We start from the raw sequence: 17,561 nt of genomic DNA, 5'->3' as shown, positions 1-17,561 counted from the left end.
GTCACGACACGGGTGCGAGTGCGACGGGAAAGCCGTTGAGCACCGCGGTCCCCGACAGGGGGTCGATCCGCGATCCGTCCAGGAGCTGGTTGACGTTCACGCCGGGGCGGTCGGAGGCCACGGCGAGGCGGCTGCCGGGCCTGCTGTGTCCCCAGCCGTGCGGCAGGCTGACGACGCCCCTGCGCACGCTGTCGGTGATCTCCACCGGGGCCGTGACGGCTCCGCCCTCCGCCGTGATCCGCACGTCGGCCCCGTCGGCGAGGCCGAGCCGGGTCGCGTCCTCGGGGTGGATCTGGAGGGTGCAGCGGTTGGAACCGCCGTTCAGGGCGGGGATGTTGTGCAGCCAGCTGTTGTTGGAGCGCAGATGGCGCCGGCCGACGAGCACCAGCGAGTCGGGCCGCCGGCTCAGGGCGGCGCGCAGCCGGGGCAGGTCGGCGGCGATCGGCGCGGGCAGCAGCTCGATCCGCCCGCTGCGGGTCCTGAGCACCTGCGGGAGGCGGGGTTCGAGGGGCCCGAGGTCGATGCCGTGGGGACGCGCGAGCACCCGGTCCAGGGTGAGTCCGTCGGGGCGGGCGCCGAACCCGTCGCCGTAGGGGCCGAGCCGGAGCATGAGGTCCAGGCGCCGCTCGGGGCCGCTCACGCCGGTGAGCCGGGCGGCGAGGTCCTTGGCGTCCCGCCCGTGCACGGGCGAGTGCGGGTCGGCCACGGCCTTGGCGAGCGCTCCGTCGATGACCAGGGCGTCCACCGCGTCGGGCGCCGCGCCGTGCATGCCGGTCGCGGCGAGCACGAGCCGGGCGTGGATCTCGCACTCGTCCATGCGCCCGTCGGCGAGCGGGACGGCGGGCCGGGTGTAGCGGACCTGGTTGCGGACCGCGAAGCCGTTGAAGGCGAAGTCGAAGTGCGCGCTCTGCGAGGGCGGCGGCGGGGGCAGCACGACGTCGGCGTGCCGGGAGGTCTCGTTCAGGTAAGGGTCGATGCTGACCATGAAGTCGAGCCCGGCCAGCGCCCGGTCGAGCCGGTCCCCGTCGGGTGCGGAGAGCACCGGGTTGGCGGCCGAGGCGATGAGCACGCGGATCCGCCCCTCCCCCGGCGTCTCGATCTCCTCGGCGAGGGCGGCGAGCGGCAGTTCGGACTTGACCTCGGGGTGCCCGCCGACCCGGCTGCGCCAGCGCCCCAGCGCGAAGCCCTTGCCGGGGCCGGCCGGGCGGGGGGTCCGGTCGGTGGCGGAGAGCGGGAAGAGCGCGCCGCCTGGCCGGTCGAGGTTGCCGGTGACGGCGTTGAGCACGTCGACGAGCCAGTTGGCCAGGGTGCCGTGCTCGACGGTGCAGCTGCCGATCCGGCCGTAGACGGCGGCGGTGGGGGCGGCGGCCAGCTCGCGGGCGATGGCCCGGATCTCGTCCGCTGCCACGTCGCACACGGGGCCGACCACCTCGGGCACGAACTCCCTTGTCGCGTCGGCCACTTCGGCCAGTCCTTCGAGGTGCGTCTCCAGCTCGCCCGGAGCGACGAGCTTCTCCTCGAAGAGCACGTGCGCGACCGAGGCGAGCAGCAGGGCATCGGTGCCGGGCCGGATGGCGACGTGCCGGTCGGCGAGTTTCGCGGTACGGGTGCGGCGCGGGTCGACGACGGTGAGGGTGCCGCCGCGCTTGCGCAGCGCCTTCAGCCTGCCGGGGAAGTCGGGGGCGGTGCACAGACTGCCGTTGGATTCCAGCGGGTTGGCGCCGAGCAGCAGCAGGTGGCCGGTGCGGTCAAGGTCGGGCACCGGGATGGCGAACGGGTCGCCGAACAGCAGCCCGCTGGAGACGTGCTTGGGCATCTGGTCCAGGGTGCTCGCGGTGAAGAGGTTGCGGGTGCGCAGCGCCCCGAGCAGGACAGGCGGATAGAGAGCGCCGGCCATGGTGTGGACATTGGGGTTGCCGAGCACGACACCGACCGCGTTGGGCCCGTACTGCTCGATCACGGGCCGCAGGCGGGCCGCGATCAGGTCGAAGGCCTCGTCCCAACCGGCCTTCTCCAGCGTGCCGTCGCGCCGCACGAGCGGGCCGGTGAGCCGGTCCGGGTCGTTGTCCACGTCGGCGAAGGCGGCGCCCTTGGGGCAGATGAAGCCCCGGCTGAACACGTCGTCCGCGTCGCCGCGGGCCCCGGTGACCCGCCCTCCCTCGACGGTGAGGCTCAGCCCGCAGGTGGCTTCGCAGAGCGGGCAGATACGCGGGGCGGTGCGGGACATTCGTCCTCCCAGGGCGGCGGCGCGCGGGCCTTTTGAGCATACCGACCGGTAGGCATGTGGGGGAGGCCCCGGCGGGGGTCAGTCCAGGGTGCGGGCGAGGTAGGCGTGCAGGAGCCGCCGTGTCTCCGCGACGATGTGCGGGTCACCCTGCGGATCCGCGCGGAAGGCGAGCCGGAGCGTGGCGTCGGCCGCCTCCACCGCGACCAGGATGACCCGCCGCAGATCCGCGTCCAGGGTGCGGCCGAACTGGGTCGGCAGGAGCTCGGCCAGGCGGTCGGCGAGCAAGTGGTTGGCATCGGAGTCCGGGTCGGGCACGGGCTGGGGGCCGCCGAAGTCGACCAGGTTGAAGCCGGGCACCGTCTGCTTCAGGACGAGGTACTCGTCCAGGACCGCGTCGACGGCGCCCCGCCAGTCGGCCGCCTCGATCGTTTCGAGCCGCGCGTTGATCATCCCGGCGTAGCGGTCGAGGTTGCGGGCGGCGAGCGCCTCGGCCATGGCCCGCTTGTTGCCGAAGAAGCGGTAGACGGACCCGATGGGCACGCCCGCGCGCTGGGCGACCGCCCGGGTGGAGAGGTCTTCGTAGCCGGTTTCGTCGAGGAGTTCGGCACAGGCGTCGAGTATCCGCGACAGGCGTTCGGCGCTGCGCTGCTGCACGGGCGCCCGGCGGAGATTCGCGTGGAGATCAGGAGCAGGAGGCACGCGCCCATCATGCCCCGCCCGGCCGGTTTTGCCGTTGACGCGACCGCATCGTAATCCTACGGTTGAGCATAGGATTCCGGCACGGCAGCAGGAGAGCGGACGATGACGACCACCACCGGCGAACAGGCGAGGAAAATCGCGGAGGGCCTCGGCCACTCCCGCGGTTTCGGCAACGAGCACAGCTCGGAGGCCGTCCCCGGCGCCCTTCCGCACGGCCGCAACGCGCCCCAGCGCGCCCCGCTCGGGCTGTACGCGGAGCAGCTGAGCGGGTCCGCCTTCACCGAGCCGCGCGCGAGCAACCGTCGCTCCTGGCTGTACCGGATCCGGCCATCGGCCGCCCACCCGCCGTTCACCCGCGCCGACAACGGGCACCTCCGCTCGGCCCCCTTCACCGAGACCGTGCCCGACCCGAACCGGCTGCGCTGGAACCCGCTGCCCGAGCCCCCGGCGGGCACCGACTGGCTGGCCGGCCTGTGGACGCTCGGCGGCAACGGCGACGCCACCCAGCGCAGCGGCATGGCGGTGCACCTCTACCACGCCAACTCCTCGATGGAATCCAGGGTGTTCAGCGACGCCGACGGCGAGCTCCTGATCGTCCCCGAGCGCGGCGGGCTGCTCCTGCGCACCGAGCTCGGGCTGCTCGCGGCCCGCCCCGGTGAGGTCGCCCTGATCCCGCGCGGCGTCCGCTTCCGGGTGGAGCTGCTCGACGAGAGCGCGCGCGGTTATGTGTGCGAGAACTACGGCCGCCCCTTCGAGCTGCCCGAGCTCGGCCCGATCGGCGCCAACGGCCTCGCCAACGCGCGGGACTTCCGGGCCCCGCTGGCCGCGTACGAGGACGTCGAGGGCCCGGTCGAGGTCGTCAACAAGTTCTGCGGCAACCTCTGGACCGCGACGTACGACCACTCGCCCCTGGACGTCGTGGCCTGGCACGGCACCCATACGCCGTACGTCTACGACCTGCGCACCTTCAACGTGATGGGCACCATCAGCTACGACCACCCCGACCCGTCGATCTTCACGGTGCTCACCTCGCCGTCCGACACCCCGGGCCTGGCGGGCGTCGACTTCGTGGTGTTCGCGCCGCGCTGGCTGGTCGGCGAGGACACCTTCCGCCCGCCGTACTTCCACCGCAACGTCATGAGCGAGTACATGGGCCTGATCGAGGGCGCCTACGACGCGAAGACGGCCGGAGAAGGGGGGTTCGTACCCGGCGGCGGTTCGCTGCACAACATGATGTCGGCGCACGGCCCGGACCGGGAGACCTTCGACCGGGCGAGCGCCGCCGAGCTGAAGCCGCAGAAGATCGACGACGGCCTTGCCTTCATGTTCGAGACGCGCTGGCCGGTCACCGCGACCGAGCAGGCGGCGACGGCCGACCACCTCCAGCGGGGCTACGACGACGTGTGGCAGGGTCTCCAGCGCCACTTCCGCTCCTGAGCACCACCTGATACGGAATCCCTGTGACCTCCTCCTTCGCACCCGACTCCCTGGTCCTGAACCGGAAGCTGCCGCTCTGGTACCAGGTGTCCCAGTCGCTGCGCGCCTCGATACTGGGCCGCTCCCCCGACGCCTCGCTGCGCCTGCCCACCGAGGAACAGCTCGCCGCGCACTACGGGGTGAGTGTGCTGACGATGCGTCAGGCGCTGAAGGAGCTGGAGGAGGAGGGCCTGATCAGCAGGCACCGCCGGCGCGGCACGTTCATCGAGCCGGCCGCCCGGCGGGCCTCCCCGGTCCGGCTGCTGGGCTCGATCGACGCGATCGTGGCCCAGCAGTCGGGTGAGCGCACCACGATCCTGGGCCACGGCCCGGAGCCGGTGCCCGGCGAGCTCGCGGAGTACTTCCCCCACTGCCCCGAGATCGTCACCTACCGGCGGCTGCGGTGCGAGGAGGAGAGCGGCGAGCCCACCAACTGGGCGCACAACGCGGTGCGTCCGGAGGTGGCCGCCGCGATCGACCTCGCCGACCTGGGGCGCTGGCCGATGACGAAGGTGCTGCGGGACGCGGTCGGGGTGGACATCGCGCGCATCACGGACACGGTGGAGGCCCGGCTCGCCGACCCCGTCACGGCCGAACTGCTGCAAGTGCCGCTGCTCTCCCCGATCCTGCACTACACGGGAGTCACCTACGACGGGAAGGGCCAGGTCGTCGACGTGGCCCGGATCCACTACCGGGGTGACCGCTTCTCGTTCTCGGTGACGGTCGAAGCGCGCTGAGCCTTCCCCCTAGCATGCTGGCTGTGAGCGATGACGTGCCTCTCCTCGACGACCTGATGCCCTGGTCGGTGGCGCCGCTGCGGCTGGGGCGCGACTGGGTGGTGGCGCCGGACGAGCGGACCCTGCGCTCGCGCTGGGACCTGCTCGTGCGGTCCGAAGGGGCCGAGCGGGAGCGACTGTTCGAGCCGAGCCGGTCGCGTACGCCCCGCTCGGCGGTGGCCGCGCTGCCCGGCCATGACGGCGGCACCGGCCCGTTCGAGCGGGAGCGCGGCGCGTGCCCGGCCCCGGTCCGCCTGCGGTGCGGGCCCTTCGACGAGCAGTGGCTGATACCGGACCAGCGCCTGATCGACGCCGCCCGGCCCGAGCTGTGGCGGGTGGCGGACGAGCACCAGCTCTTCGCGGTGGAGCAGGGGTATGTGCCGTCGGCCGCCGCCACCTCCCGGAAGAAGGCCGAGGACCCGGGGGACTCGGGGCCCGCCCTGACCCTCTCGGCCGTGCTGCCCGACGGGCACTCCCCCGCCGGGCGCCCGGGCCGCGTCCGCCCGCTGTACCGGCGCCCCGGCGGCCTCGAACCGAACCTCGCGCCCGGCCTGCTCGCCTTCCTCGGCGAGCTGTACGCCGTCGACGTCACCCCACAGGACGTGCTCGCCTGGGCCGTGGCGGCCGCGTTCCCGGGCGCAGGGGGATGCGAGGTGCCGCTGCCCACGGATCCGCAACTCTGGTCCCGGGGCGTGGAGTTGGGGCGGCGCGTGAGCACGCTGATGGTGCGGGGCGCGCGCGGTGGCGACAAGCCCCGGCTGCCCGGCGGGCGGCGGCCCTATGTCCGGGCGGCCGTGCCCGCCCGGCCGCTGGAGCTGCGGTACGACGCCGGGGAGGAGACCCTGCACGTGGGCGACGGCGGCCGGATCTCACCGGTGCCGGCGCAGGCCTGGGAGTTCCAGGTCGGCGGGGTGCGGATCATCGAGCTCTGGTTCCGGCGGCGCACCGGGCCGGTGGAGCCGGGCACGCCGGCCGCGCTCGGCCCGCCCGGCTGGCCCCAGGAGTGGACCTCGGACCTGCTGGAGCTCATCACGGTGCTCGCCCTGCTCGGTGAACTGCGCTCGGCCCAGGCCGGGTTGAGGGCCGCCGTCACCAAGCCGGTGACGCGGGACCGGCTCCGCGCCGCGGGCGTCCTGCCGGTGCCGGACGGGGCGCGGCGGCCCGCGTCCGTGCTGGAGCACCCCGAGGAGGGCCCCGGCGGCCAGTTCGCCCTCATCTGAGGTGCGGCCGGGCTCAGGCCTGGTACTCGGTCAGGTCGATGGCGTGGATGTTGAGCGCGTGCCCGAACTCGGGGTGGACCGTCTCGCGCTCCAGCTCCATCCCGAGCTTGCGCATCACGTTCTCGGAGGCCTCGTTGCCCACCCGCGAGACGCTGATGACCCGTTCGAGCCCGCGGTCCTGAAGGGCGAACTCCAGCGCGGCATGAGCCGCTTCGGACGCGTACCCCTGGCCCCAGAACGGCCGGCCGAGCCGCCAGCCGATCTCCACCTCGTGCGCCGCCTCGGGGAGGTAGTACGGCACGGACAGGCCGGTGAAGCCGATCAGCTCGCCGGAGCCGAGGAGCTCGACGGCGAAGAGCCCGAAACCCTCGGCGTCCCACTCGTCCTCCCAGCGCTCGATGTCCTCGGCGGTCCGCTCCAGATCGCGCACCGAGCCGTCGCCGATCCAGCGCATGACCTCCGGGTCGGCGTGGATCTCGGACATCGGGACGAGGTCGTCGTCGGTCCAGCGGCGCAGCAGGAGGCGGGGGGTGCGGATCTCGGTCATGGGGTCATCCTGCACGGACGGGGGCCCGGGCCGGAAATCCGCCGCCCGCGCCCCGCTACCCGCCGAACGCGTCGAGCGTCCTGGTCAGCGCCCGCTCGAACACCGCGTCCAGATCGATGGGCCCGGAGTCCTCGGCGAAGGCCGCGGCCAGGCGCGGGTAGCGGCCGGTGGAGACCTGGCTGAGCAGGTAGGCGATGCGCACGCCGTGCTCCTGCTCGGGCGACCAGGGCAGCGAGCGGGTCCGCTCGGCGGTGGCGAGCTCGTTGGCGACGTAGGTGGTGACCACGCCGTTCACCGAGGCGATCAGCTCCATCTTGGTGCCGTACCTGGCGTCCAGCGGGTCCAGGCACGTCATGCAGTGCTCCAGGTAGCGCAGCGCGTTGGGGCTGAAGCCGTACACCGGGGACATGAGGCCGGGCACCCAGGGGTGGCGGTGCATCAGGGCCCGGGTCTGGTGGGCGAGGCCGAGCATGTCGGCCCGCCAGTCCCCGGTCGGCGGGCTCAGCTCGTACTCGGCGCTGACCGCGTCCACCATCAGCTCGTACAGGTCCTCCTTGCGCGGAACGTAGTTGTAGAGCGACATCGTTCCGCAGCCGAGCTCGGCCGCCACGCGGCGCATGGAGACCGCGTCGATGCCGTCGGCGTCCGCGATCCGCACGGCGGCGGCCGCGATGTCGGCACGGCTGAATGCGGGCCTCGGGCCCCGTCCGGCGCGCTCGGGGCGCGCCCAGATCACTTCTGGTTCAGCAGGTCGCCCTGCCATGGATCATCACCTCGCCCCCCATCGTAGTTACGTACGGCGTACGTAGTGCGCTATGGTGAGCCGCATGACGACTACGTACGCTGTACTTAGTGAAGGCCTGGAGAAGCGCTTCGGGCAGGTCCACGCGCTGCGCGGCCTCGATCTCGCGGTCGCCGAAGGAACCGTCTGCGGGATGCTCGGGCCGAACGGGGCGGGCAAGACGACGGCCGTCCGGCTGCTGACGACGCTGCTGGCGCCGGACGCGGGCTCCGCCCGGGTCGCCGGGCACGACGTGGTGCGCGAGCAGGACGCGGTGCGCCGCCGGATCGGTGTGACCGGCCAGTCGGCCTCCGTCGACGTCGAGCTGACCGGCCGCCAGAACCTCCGGCTGTTCGCCAGGCTGCACGGCATGCGCGGCGCGACGGGACGCGGGCGCGCGGACGAACTCCTCGACCGGTTCGCCCTGTCGGACGCGGCCGACCGCGCCGCCGGCACGTACTCCGGCGGCATGCGGCGCCGCCTCGACCTCGCGGCGAGCCTGCTCACCCGGCCCCGGGTCCTCTTCCTCGACGAGCCCACCACCGGCCTCGACCCGCAGAGCCGCAACCAGATCTGGTCCGCCGTCCGGGACCTCGCCGCCGAGGGCACCACCGTCCTGCTCACCACGCAGTACCTGGAGGAGGCCGACCAGCTCGCCGACGGCATCGTCCTGATCGACCAGGGCCGGGCCGCCGTCACCGGGACCCCGGCCGAGCTCAAGGCCCGCATCGGCTCCTACGCCGAGGTCGTGGTGGCGACGGAGGCCGCGCTGCCCCAGGCCGCCGCCGTACTCGACCGGTTGACCGGCTCCGAGCCCCACCTCGACGCCGCCCGGCGCACGGTGGGCGCCGTCTGCCCCGATCCCACGCTCACCCTGCCCCGCGTCGTGCGCGAACTGGACGCGGCCGCAGTCCCCATCCTGGACGCGAGCCTGCGTCCGCCCACCCTCGACGAGGTGTTCCTGCGCCTCACCGGCGCCGCCAACTCCCGTAAGGAGCTCGTGACATGACGTCGATCGCCCACGACAGCACCGCCCTGCTCGGCCGGCAGCTCCAGCGCCTCAGGCACGCGCCCGGCGTGCTGATCCTCACCCAGACCATGCCGATCACGATGCTGCTGTTCTTCGGTTACGTCTTCGGCAGCGCCCTGGCGACGCCGGGCGAGCAGTACCGGGCCTATCTGGTGCCCGGCCTCCTGGTGGCCACCGCGGCCAACGGCCTGATGACCGGGATGTTCCAGGCCGCCCAGGACTCCCACCGCGGCGTCATGGACCGGCTGCGCACCCTGCCGATGAGCCGGGCCGCGGTGCCGGTCGGCCAGAGCGCGGCGGACCTGCTCACACACGCGGCCGGCATGATCCCGCTGATGCTCGTGGGGCTCGCGGTGGGCTGGCGGGTCGAGCGCGGGCTGCCGGGCGCGCTCGGCGCCTTCGGACTTCTGCTGCTGTTCCGCCTGGCGACCACCTGGGCGGGGCTGTTCCTCGGGCTGCTGACACGGAGCGAGGAGGCCGCCGGGCAGCTGGGGTCGGCGACCTTCGTCCTGCCGCTGCTCTCCAACGCCTACATCCCCACCGACCGGCTCCCGGGCTGGCTGCGCGCCATCGCCGAGTGGAACCCGATCAGCGCGGTCTCCTCGGCCGTCCGCGAGCTCTGCGGCAACGCCTCGCCCGCCGCCGGCGCCGCCTGGCCGGTCGCCCACCCGGTGGCGGGCTCACTCGCCTGGTGCGCCTTCCTGCTGCTCGTCTTCGTGCCGCTCGCGGTCCGCCGCTACGCGAACACCGGGCGCTGAGCAGCACCGCGAGGTGACAAGCGCGGGCCGTACGCGATAGGTACGGCTATGAGCACTCAGCCGCTGCCCCTCGAAGGCATCACCGTCGTCGCCGTCGAACAGGCCGTCTCGGCACCGTTCGCGACCCGCCAGCTCGCCGATCTGGGCGCCCGCGTCGTGAAGGTCGAGCGCACCGACGGCGGCGACTTCGCGCGCGCCTACGACACCGCGGCCCGCGGACTAGCCTCGCACTTCGTGTGGTGCAACCGGGGCAAGGAGTCGGTCGCGCTCGACCTGAAGGACCCGCGCGGGCTCGACGTGCTGCACCGGCTGATCGCGGAGGCGGACGTGTTCGTGCAGAACCTCGCGCACGGCGCCGCGGCCCGGCTCGGCCTCGACGCGGCGACCCTGTGCGCGGCCCATCCGCGGCTCGTCGCGGTGGACATATCGGGCTACGGCGCCGAGGGCCCGTACGCGCACAAGCGGGCCTACGACATGCTGGTGCAGTGCGAGGCGGGCCTGGTGTCGGTCACCGGGACGCCCGAGCGGCCCGTGAAGGCCGGAATCCCGGCCGCCGACATCGCCGCCGCCATGTACGCCTTCTCGGGCGTCCTGGCGGCCCTGGTGCGCCGCGGTACGACCGGACGCGGCGGACCGGTGGAGATCTCCATGCTGGAGGCCCTCGCCGAGTGGCTGGGGCATCCGCTGCACCACGTGATGCACGGTGGCACCGAACCGGCGCGCACCGGGGTGGCGCACGCCGTGATCGCGCCGTACGACGCCTACCCCACGGCCGACGGCAGGCAGGTGCTGCTGTCGGTCCAGAACGACCGCGAATGGCGACGGCTGGCGGAACTGGTGCTTGACCAGGGGGAGTTGGCGGACGATCCCGCCTTCGCCACCAATGCGGCGAGAGTCGCGCACCGGGCGAGGACCGACGAGGCGGTGGGGCGGGCGCTGGCCGGCCTGACGGCCGAGGAGGCGGCGGGCCGACTGGAGTCGGCGGGAATCGCCTGCGCCCGGCTCAACACGGTCGAGGATGTGGCCGGGCATCCGCAGCTGGCGGCACGGCGCCGGTGGCGGGAGGTGGAGTCACCGGTGGGGCCGCTGCGGGCGCTGCTGCCGCCCATCAATCTGGGCGGCAGTCAGGAACCGCGGATGGGTGCGGTGCCCGCGCTCGGCCAGCACACCTGCGCGACGCTGCGGGCCCTGGGAATGACGGACGAGCAGATGGCGGAGCTGCGCCGGGACGGGGTGATCGCCTGAACGCGGTGCGCGTGGTGTCGGGGGTCGGTTCAGCCGCGGCTGCCGAAGAGCGAGCGGCGCAGCCGCCGCAGCGGCGCGAAGAGCGAGACGCGAGCACTCTTGCTCTTGCGGGTGTGCGCAACATCACGCGAGGTCAGCTCGCGCATCAGCAACGTCGCCTCGGCCGCCTCGCGCTGCGGGACGGCGGGACCGCCCAGCACCGAGAGGTGGCGGTCGAGCCGCGAGCTGGTCGCGCTGCTCCCGCAGGTGATGGCAGGCACTCGTGCCCTGCCGCGCATTGTTATCTGTTCCATGTCACTCCCCACCCGTACGAGGGCACCCGGCCCCGGGCAGGTTAACCCTATCGCCCCCGCGTCACACTCGTGTATCCCGGTGGCAGGATTCACCTTGAGGGGCCGCAGGTTGACGACTACGCTCCGAATCCAGCTGATTCCAGGGCGAGTTGGACAGTTCTCCGACCGCCCCTCACGCAGAGTCGCGACCCGTGTTCGTACGGGCTGTTCAATGCCGTTCAAGGAGGCGGCAGCGGGGCGCCCCTGAGCTAACTTGGAAGGGTTTCTCCGCCGCGGATGGGGGGCTCGCCAGTGAGCGAAGTGCCGGGCAGTGAGCAGCGATTGATCGCGGGGCGCTACCGGCTTCTCTCCCGTCTGGGCCGGGGCGGCATGGGCGTCGTGTGGCGCGGCCGGGACGAGGTGCTCGGGCGGGAGGTCGCCGTCAAGGAGGTCTTGGCCCCGGCCTCCCCGGACTCCCCCGAGACCGGGCGGCTGTACGCGCGTCTGGAGCGGGAGGCGTGGGCGGCGGCCCGCATCTCGCACCGCAACGTGGTGACCGTGTACGACGTGGCCACCGAGGACGGCCGGCCGTGGATCGTGATGGAGCTGGTGCGCGGCCTGGCGCTGTCCGACGTGCTGGACGCGGAGGGCCCGATGCCCCCGCAGCGCGTCGCGCGCATCGGCGCCGAGGTGCTCGCGGCGCTGCGGGCCGCGCACGAGGCCGGGGTGCTGCACCGTGACGTGAAGCCGGCGAACGTGCTGCTCGCCAACGACGGCCGGGTGGTGCTGAGCGACTTCGGCATCGCGACGGTGGCGGGGACGCAGACGCTCACCATCACCGGCGAGGTCGTCGGCTCACCCGAATTCCTGGCCCCCGAACGGGCGTTGGGCCGCACTCCGGGGCCCGCCAGCGACCTGTGGTCCCTGGGCGTCCTGCTGTACGCGGCGGTCGAGGGCAACTCCCCGTTCCGCCAGGACACCCCGCTGTCCACGCTGCGGGCCGTGGTCGACGACGCGCTGCCGCCGCCGCGCCGGGCGGGCCCGCTCGCGCCGGTGATCGAGGGGCTGCTGCGCAAGGACCCGGCGGAGCGCTGGGCGGCCGAGGAGGCGGAGCACCAGTTGCGGGTGGTCGCGGCGGGCGGCACCGTGCGGATCCCGCCGGGAGGGTTCGAGGCGACGACGGTGGCGGCCGTCCCGCCCGGACCGCCGACTCCGGTGCTGCCGCTCGCCGCCGCGGCCGCGGCCGGCAGCGACACCGCGGGCCCCCAGGACGGCGGTCGCTCCCGGCACACCGGGGCGGTCCTGCTCACGGCGGTCCTGGTACTGCTGCTCGCGCTCGGCTGGCTCGTGTACGCGCTGGTGAAGGACAACAACCGCGGCAGCGGCGGGAGTTCGGCGAGCGCCGCGCCCGCCCCCTCCGTACCGCACTCCTCCCCCACCCCCGGGGCCTCCGGCTCCGCCGGCCGCGAGAGCAGCGCGCCGCCCTCCTCCTCGTCCGCGAGTGGCGGCAGCGCCTCGGCCTCGCCCTCCGCTTCGTCGCCGCCCGCGCAGTCGGTGGAGGTCAACCTCCAGGTGGTGCGCGGGAGTTATCGGGGCACGTGTCCCGCGCCGAGCGCCTCGGCGCCCTCGATGGTGGCCGTCTTCACCGTGGGGCGCGCCCCGGCGGACGTGGAGTACCGCTGGGTCACCCGGGACGGCGAGTCGTCGGATCCTGGCTGGAAGACGCTGTCGTTCCCCTCGGGCGGCCCGCGCACCCGCCAGGTCGTGCACACCGAGTCGCCGGCGCGGAGCGGGTCCAACGAGCTGCACGTCGAGGTGCGCGGGCCGGTGAAGGCCTCGTCCGGCCCGGTCGGCTACTCGGTGACGTGCACGGAGGAGACCCCGACGGGCGGGGCCTCCTCCTCCCACTCGCCGCCGGGCACGTCCTCGCCCGCGGCGGAGCGGAATCAGGCCGCGTTCGTGAAGGTGGGCAGGTAGCCGCCCGACTGTCCGGCGGCGGTGGGGTGGTAGGACTCGCCGATGTTGGTCCAGACGACGCTGTTGAGCCACGGGCTGCCGGAGCAGATCTCGTGCCCGGTGAAGGCCGGGACGACGTCCGCGAAGCTGAAGCCGTGGTCCACGGCGCGCTTGGCGGTCACCGAGTTGAGCTCGTCGGCGGCGCCGTTGATCGCCGAGCGGGAGGTGTCGCTGAGGCCCGCGATGCAGGTTCCGTCGAGCTTGTAGAAGTGCGGGTAGCCGATGACGACGACGTGGGCGTTGGGGGCCTTGGATCTGATCGCCGAGTACACCGGGTCGAGCAGTCCGGGCAGCGTCGAGTCGACGTAGGCGCGGGCCGCCGCCACCTTGCTGAGGCAGGTGGCCTGCGAGTACAGGACGCAGCTGGTCATGACGTCCGAGAACCCGGCGTCGTTGCCTCCGATGGTGATAGAGACGAGGTCGGTGGTGGAGCTGAGCGGGCCGAGCTGGTTCGCCGTCACATCTCCGGTACGGGCGCCGGAGCACGCGGTGAAGTCGAACGAGGCGGGCGAGTGCGCCGCCGCCCACAGGGCCGGGTAAGCCCGCGTGGAGCGTTTACAGCTGCCGCTCGAACTGTCGTAGCTGCCGGCTCCGACGCCGGACGAGTACGAGTCGCCGAGGGCCACATAGTGGGATCCGGCCGCCTGGGTTGCCGCTGCGGCCACGCCGGCCCCGGTGAGGGAAAGCGCGACAGCCAGCACGAGCGCCCATGCATATGCCGCGATTCGGGACAGTTTCATGGAACCTCCTCTAGCGGGTTTTCCGCCACGGCAGTGGTACCAGCCCCCACAGGCCGCGGGAAGTGTCCATGCCAAGAACAACGCGCGGACATCTGCGCCTATCTGGTGATCCGTCAGCAACTCGCGGGTAATCCTTCACCGGAGCGCCACACTCCGCTGACGCAGCGTCAATTCTCGTATGTCACAAGCACGTCGGCGTCTTGACGGCACAGTCCGGACTGCGCCACATTGAAGCCTCGCATCCGGCGCATCGGGGGGAACCGTCGCCAATGCAGACCATCAGTGACAGATCGACAGGTGGCATGTCGGCCACCGATCTGCTGTCCGTCACGGCGGGAGCGGCGCTCGCCGCCTCGGCCGCGGGTGCCGTCCTGGCGTTCGCCGACCTCGACTCCCCGCTGCGCGCCCCGCTCACGCTCCTCTATCTGGTGGCCGCGCCCGCGGAAGCGGCCCTCTTCACCCTGCGCCGACTGGAACCGCTCGCCCGCATGATGGCGTCGATATCAGGAGCAGTACTCATCAATCTGCTGACCGCCGAAAGCATGGCAGGTCTGCACCTTTGGTCGACCCGGAACGGCATCGCGGCCGTGGGCGTGATCAGCCTTCTCCTCTTCCTGTTGGGAACGGGGGTGAATCGCTCCGGATGTGACCGTGAAAGTCCGGTCAAAAACACAGAAACGTGAGGCCTCGGCTGAGGTCTTGCCATACAGTCCCCATCATCAATACCGTCTTACATCCACCCGCAACGGTCCATCATGCAGAGCGGCACTAGGGGAGGGCTCAAGCGCCGCGATGGATACCGGAACGGGGCGCGGTAGGGGGGTGCCGTGCTCGGTCTTCGCCATGCGGCGGCCGGAACACGGGCCGCGCGGCCAGCAAAGCCAGCTCACCCAATGCGTACGGTGCGCCATGCCGTCATGACCGGGTGAGAACCCCCCTTTCGTAACCGGAAACACATCCGGACCGCCCGGGGGCGGGCGGTCCACCGGACGAGAGGGACAGAGACTCAATCATGACTCCTTCCGTGCGCCCGGCCGTCCCGGGCCAAGATCAATTAATTGCGGAATCGCCCGAAGACACCGCGGCGTCCGGCGCCGCCAGTCGAATATCCGCTGCCTACCGACCGGTTTCGGCGAATCTCGCCATTGCGCCGCCGGTAAGTGTCGTGATCCCGGCGATGAATGAGGCGGAAAACCTTCCGCATGTGTTCAAGACGCTTCCGGACTGGATCCACGAAGTCGTCCTGGTCGACGGGAATTCCACCGACAACACCGTGCAGGTCGCCCGCGAACTGTGGCCCGACGTCAAGGTCGTCAAGCAGGTCGGAAAGGGCAAGGGCGATGCCCTGATCAGCGGCTTCGCCGCCTGCACCGGCGACATCATCGTCATGGTCGACGCGGACGGCTCGGCGGACGGCGAGGAGATCGTCAGCTATGTCTCGGCCCTGGTCGGCGGCGCCGACTTCGCCAAGGGCTCCCGCTTCGCCAACGGCGGCGGCACCGACGACATGACCCCGATCCGCAAGCTCGGCAACGCGGTGCTGTGCGCCATCGTCAACCGGAAGTTCGGCGCCCGCTACACCGACCTCTGCTACGGCTACAACGCCTTCTGGAAGCACTGCCTGGACAAGATCGTGCTCGACTGCTCCGGGTTCGAGATCGAGACCCTGATCAACGTCCGGATCGTCAAGGCGGGCCTGCGCGTCCAGGAGGTCCCGAGCTACGAGTACAACCGGATCCACGGCGTCTCCAACCTCAGCGCGGTGCGTGACGGCATCCGGGTCCTGAAGGTGATCCTCAGAGAGAAGGCCGTGCCCCGGTCCCGCCGGCGGACCCAGGCAGTCTTCCTGAACACACGGCGGGGAGAGGTGTCTTGACGGAGCGTCACTTCTCCGTGGTGATCTGCGTGTACACCGAGGAGCGCTGGGAGGACATCCTGGCGGCGGTCTCCTCGGTGCGCACGCAGTCGCTGCCCGCCCTGGAGACGCTGCTCGTGGTGGACCACAACGAGCGGCTCCTGGAACGGCTCACCAAGGAGTTCGAGCAGGCCACGGCGTCCGGGGAGGTGCGGGTGCTCGCCAACGCGGGCCCCCGCGGCCTCTCGGCCGGGCGCAACACGGCGATCGCCCTCGCCCGGGGCGAGTTCGTGGCCTTCCTCGACGACGACGCCGTGGCCGAGCGCGACTGGCTGCGGCACTTCGCCGAGGGGTACGACGACCCGCGGGTGATGGCGGTCGGCGGGAGAACGGTGCCCGCCTGGGCGTCGGGGCGCAGGCCCGCCTGGTTCCCCGAGGAGTTCGACTGGATCGTCGGCTGCACCTACCGGGGGCTGCCGCCGGGCCGTGTCGAGGTGCGCAACATCCTCGGCGGCAACGCCTCCTTCCGCGTCCGCGCCTTCGACGCCGCGGGCGGCTTCGCCACCGGCATCGGCCGCGACGGCGACAAGCGGCCGCTGGGGTGCGAGGAGACCGAGCTGTGCATCCGGCTCAGCGAGGCGCTGCCTGGCGCCGTCCTGCTCATCGACGACCGCTCGGTGATCCACCATCGGGTGCCCGCGGCCCGCGAGCGCTTCGGCTACTTCCGGACGAGGGCGTACGCGGAAGGCCTCTCCAAGGCCCTGGTGGCCCGAAGCGTGGGCTCCGGCAAGGGACTTGAGTCGGAGCGGCGCTACACGACCCGGGTCCTTCCGGCCGGTGTGGCGCGCGGCTTGCGGGACGCGGTGCTCGGCCGGCCCGGTGGCGCGGGCCGCGCGGGCGCCATCGTGACCGGCGTCGCGGTGGCGGCCGGCGGCTATCTGCTCGGCACCGTACGGGCGTTGCGGAAGGGGGCCGCTTTCACCGTGGCGCCCATCGAGCGCGTGCGGCACGCGGAGGCACACGAGGCGAACGGAACAAACGGGGCGAACGAAGCAAGCGAGGAAGGCGAGGCGGCATGACAGCTGCGCGGACGGGGCCCGTGCCCATCCTCATGTACCACTCGGTGGCGCACTGCCCCGCGAAGGCGGCGTACCGGCTCTCGGTCTCGCCGGACGCCTTCGCGGACCAGATGGAGCTGCTCGCGGAGCTGGGCCGCACCCCGGTGACCACGGCCCAGCTGGCGCACGCCTGGCGCACGGCGGGAGCGCTTCCACGCCGTCCCGTCCTGATCACCTTCGACGACGGCTACGAGGGCGTGCACCGCCACGCCCTGCCGGTCCTCGCCAAGCACGGCTTCGCCTCGACGCTCTTCGTCTCCACGGGCTGGCTGCGCGGCGCGTACGACGAGGGCGGCGCCCTGGACACCATGCTGGACTGGGACCAGGTGCGCGAGCTCGCCGCGGCCGGCACCGAGATCGGCGGGCACAGCCACTCCCATCCCCAGCTGGACCAACTCCCCGACGAGCGGCTCTGGTTCGAGACGCTGCGCTGCAAGGAGATCCTCGCCGACGAGCTCGGCCGCCGCCCCGTCTCGTTCGCCTACCCCTACGGCTACTCCAGCCGGCGGGTGCGGCGCACCGTACGGTCGGCGGGCTTCACCCAGGCGCTCGCGGTGGGCAACGCCCTGGCCGAGCGCCGCCAGGGCCCGTACGCCCTGGAGCGGGTGACGGTCCGGCGCGGCACGGACCTCGACGCGTTCGAGCGGCTCGTCGCGGGCAGCGGCCGCGACATCGCGCGCGCCTTCGTCGTCGACCGCGTCCTGACGAAGGGATACGCCGTGGCCCGCAGGGCCCGGCAGGCCGGGCGGAAGCTCGGCGGCGACTGACGACCGACCAGAAGGCGAGCGGTACCCGTGGCCG

17 protein-coding genes are annotated in these 17,561 nt (G+C 72.5%); 11 read left to right on the top strand and 6 right to left on the bottom strand.

From position 1 onward, the window contains the following. Position 1: 1 nt before the first annotated feature. Together DT019_RS29870 and DT019_RS29865 are read right to left on the bottom strand one after the other, a co-directional pair. A complete protein-coding gene (locus tag DT019_RS29870) occupies positions 2 to 2,227 on the bottom strand; it encodes a molybdopterin oxidoreductase family protein (protein ID WP_114040067.1) in 2,226 nt (741 codons plus the stop codon). 78 nt (positions 2,228 to 2,305) lie between these two features. Beyond that, entirely contained in the window at positions 2,306 to 2,881 is a 576-nt protein-coding gene (locus DT019_RS29865) for a TetR family transcriptional regulator (protein WP_411292750.1), read from the bottom strand. A 147-nt stretch (positions 2,882 to 3,028) separates the two neighbouring features. On the opposite strand from DT019_RS29865, the gene hmgA reads away from it, so the two are divergent. From hmgA to DT019_RS29850, 3 genes are read left to right on the top strand one after another with little or no spacing between them, the layout of a single operon-like run. Continuing rightward, positions 3,029 to 4,363 carry a homogentisate 1,2-dioxygenase gene (gene hmgA / locus DT019_RS29860; RefSeq protein ID WP_114040065.1) on the top strand — a complete coding sequence of 445 codons (1,335 nt, stop codon included), beginning with the start codon at positions 3,029 to 3,031 and terminating at the stop codon, positions 4,361 to 4,363. 23 nt (positions 4,364 to 4,386) lie between these two features. Beyond that, entirely contained in the window at positions 4,387 to 5,139 is a 753-nt protein-coding gene (locus DT019_RS29855; RefSeq protein ID WP_114040064.1) for a GntR family transcriptional regulator, read from the top strand. 14 nt (positions 5,140 to 5,153) lie between these two features. After that, positions 5,154 to 6,398 carry a type ISP restriction/modification enzyme gene (locus tag DT019_RS29850; protein WP_114040063.1) on the top strand — a complete coding sequence of 415 codons (1,245 nt, stop codon included), beginning with the start codon at positions 5,154 to 5,156 and terminating at the stop codon, positions 6,396 to 6,398. 13 nt (positions 6,399 to 6,411) lie between these two features. Here DT019_RS29850 and DT019_RS29845 read toward each other — a convergent pair whose 3' ends face one another. Together DT019_RS29845 and DT019_RS29840 are read right to left on the bottom strand one after the other, a co-directional pair. Then, a complete protein-coding gene (locus tag DT019_RS29845) occupies positions 6,412 to 6,945 on the bottom strand; it encodes a GNAT family N-acetyltransferase (protein WP_114040062.1) in 534 nt (177 codons plus the stop codon). Positions 6,946 to 7,000: 55 nt separating this feature from the next. Then, on the bottom strand, positions 7,001 to 7,708 hold the full coding sequence (locus tag DT019_RS29840; protein ID WP_114040061.1) for a TetR/AcrR family transcriptional regulator: 708 nt from the start codon (positions 7,706 to 7,708) through the stop codon (positions 7,001 to 7,003). A 64-nt stretch (positions 7,709 to 7,772) separates the two neighbouring features. Between DT019_RS29840 and DT019_RS29835 the strand changes: the two genes are divergently transcribed. The 3 genes from DT019_RS29835 to DT019_RS29825 are packed head-to-tail and all read left to right on the top strand — an operon-like array spanning position 7,773 to position 10,759. Beyond that, a complete protein-coding gene (locus DT019_RS29835; protein WP_114040060.1) occupies positions 7,773 to 8,735 on the top strand; it encodes an ATP-binding cassette domain-containing protein in 963 nt (320 codons plus the stop codon). After that, the gene (locus DT019_RS29830) at positions 8,732 to 9,514 is read left to right on the top strand and encodes an ABC transporter permease (RefSeq protein ID WP_114040059.1); all 783 of its coding nucleotides are present in this window, start codon (positions 8,732 to 8,734) and stop codon (positions 9,512 to 9,514) included. Before DT019_RS29835 ends, DT019_RS29830 begins: the two co-directional genes overlap by 4 nt. A 48-nt stretch (positions 9,515 to 9,562) precedes the next feature. Then, on the top strand, positions 9,563 to 10,759 hold the full coding sequence (locus tag DT019_RS29825; protein ID WP_114040058.1) for a CaiB/BaiF CoA transferase family protein: 1,197 nt from the start codon (positions 9,563 to 9,565) through the stop codon (positions 10,757 to 10,759). Positions 10,760 to 10,788: 29 nt separating this feature from the next. Here the strand turns inward: DT019_RS29825 and DT019_RS29820 are convergent, their stop codons facing one another. Then, positions 10,789 to 11,052, bottom strand: coding sequence for a hypothetical protein (locus tag DT019_RS29820; protein WP_189390052.1), 264 nt, complete (start codon positions 11,050 to 11,052; stop codon positions 10,789 to 10,791). 276 nt (positions 11,053 to 11,328) lie between these two features. On the opposite strand from DT019_RS29820, the gene DT019_RS29815 reads away from it, so the two are divergent. Next, positions 11,329 to 13,008 carry a serine/threonine-protein kinase gene (locus tag DT019_RS29815; protein WP_114040056.1) on the top strand — a complete coding sequence of 560 codons (1,680 nt, stop codon included), beginning with the start codon at positions 11,329 to 11,331 and terminating at the stop codon, positions 13,006 to 13,008. On the opposite strand, the gene DT019_RS29810 is transcribed toward DT019_RS29815, so the two are convergent. Then, positions 12,978 to 13,787: an SGNH/GDSL hydrolase family protein gene (locus tag DT019_RS29810; protein ID WP_114040055.1), complete on the bottom strand. Its 810-nt coding sequence runs from the start codon at positions 13,785 to 13,787 to the stop codon at positions 12,978 to 12,980. The genes DT019_RS29815 and DT019_RS29810 overlap by 31 nt on opposite strands. 269 nt (positions 13,788 to 14,056) lie before the next feature. Between DT019_RS29810 and DT019_RS29805 the strand changes: the two genes are divergently transcribed. The 4 genes from DT019_RS29805 (at position 14,057) to DT019_RS29790 (ending at position 17,527) form a co-directional block, all read left to right on the top strand. Continuing rightward, the gene (locus DT019_RS29805; RefSeq protein ID WP_189390050.1) at positions 14,057 to 14,470 is read left to right on the top strand and encodes a hypothetical protein; all 414 of its coding nucleotides are present in this window, start codon (positions 14,057 to 14,059) and stop codon (positions 14,468 to 14,470) included. A gap of 329 nt (positions 14,471 to 14,799) precedes the next feature. After that, complete coding sequence (locus DT019_RS29800) at positions 14,800 to 15,663, top strand: glycosyltransferase family 2 protein (RefSeq protein ID WP_114040054.1); 864 nt, start codon at positions 14,800 to 14,802, stop codon at positions 15,661 to 15,663. Then, positions 15,660 to 16,721 carry a glycosyltransferase family 2 protein gene (locus DT019_RS29795; protein ID WP_114040053.1) on the top strand — a complete coding sequence of 354 codons (1,062 nt, stop codon included), beginning with the start codon at positions 15,660 to 15,662 and terminating at the stop codon, positions 16,719 to 16,721. The genes DT019_RS29800 and DT019_RS29795 overlap by 4 nt, the downstream gene beginning before the upstream one ends. Then, entirely contained in the window at positions 16,718 to 17,527 is an 810-nt protein-coding gene (locus DT019_RS29790; RefSeq protein WP_114040052.1) for a polysaccharide deacetylase family protein, read from the top strand. The genes DT019_RS29795 and DT019_RS29790 overlap by 4 nt, the downstream gene beginning before the upstream one ends. Positions 17,528 to 17,561 lie beyond the last annotated feature (34 nt).

The sequence above is a fragment of the Streptomyces sp. SDr-06 genome (genome assembly GCF_003324565.1).
Taxonomy (GTDB): Bacteria; Actinomycetota; Actinomycetes; order Streptomycetales; family Streptomycetaceae; genus Streptomyces.
This window is presented reverse-complemented; position numbering and strand designations above follow the sequence as displayed.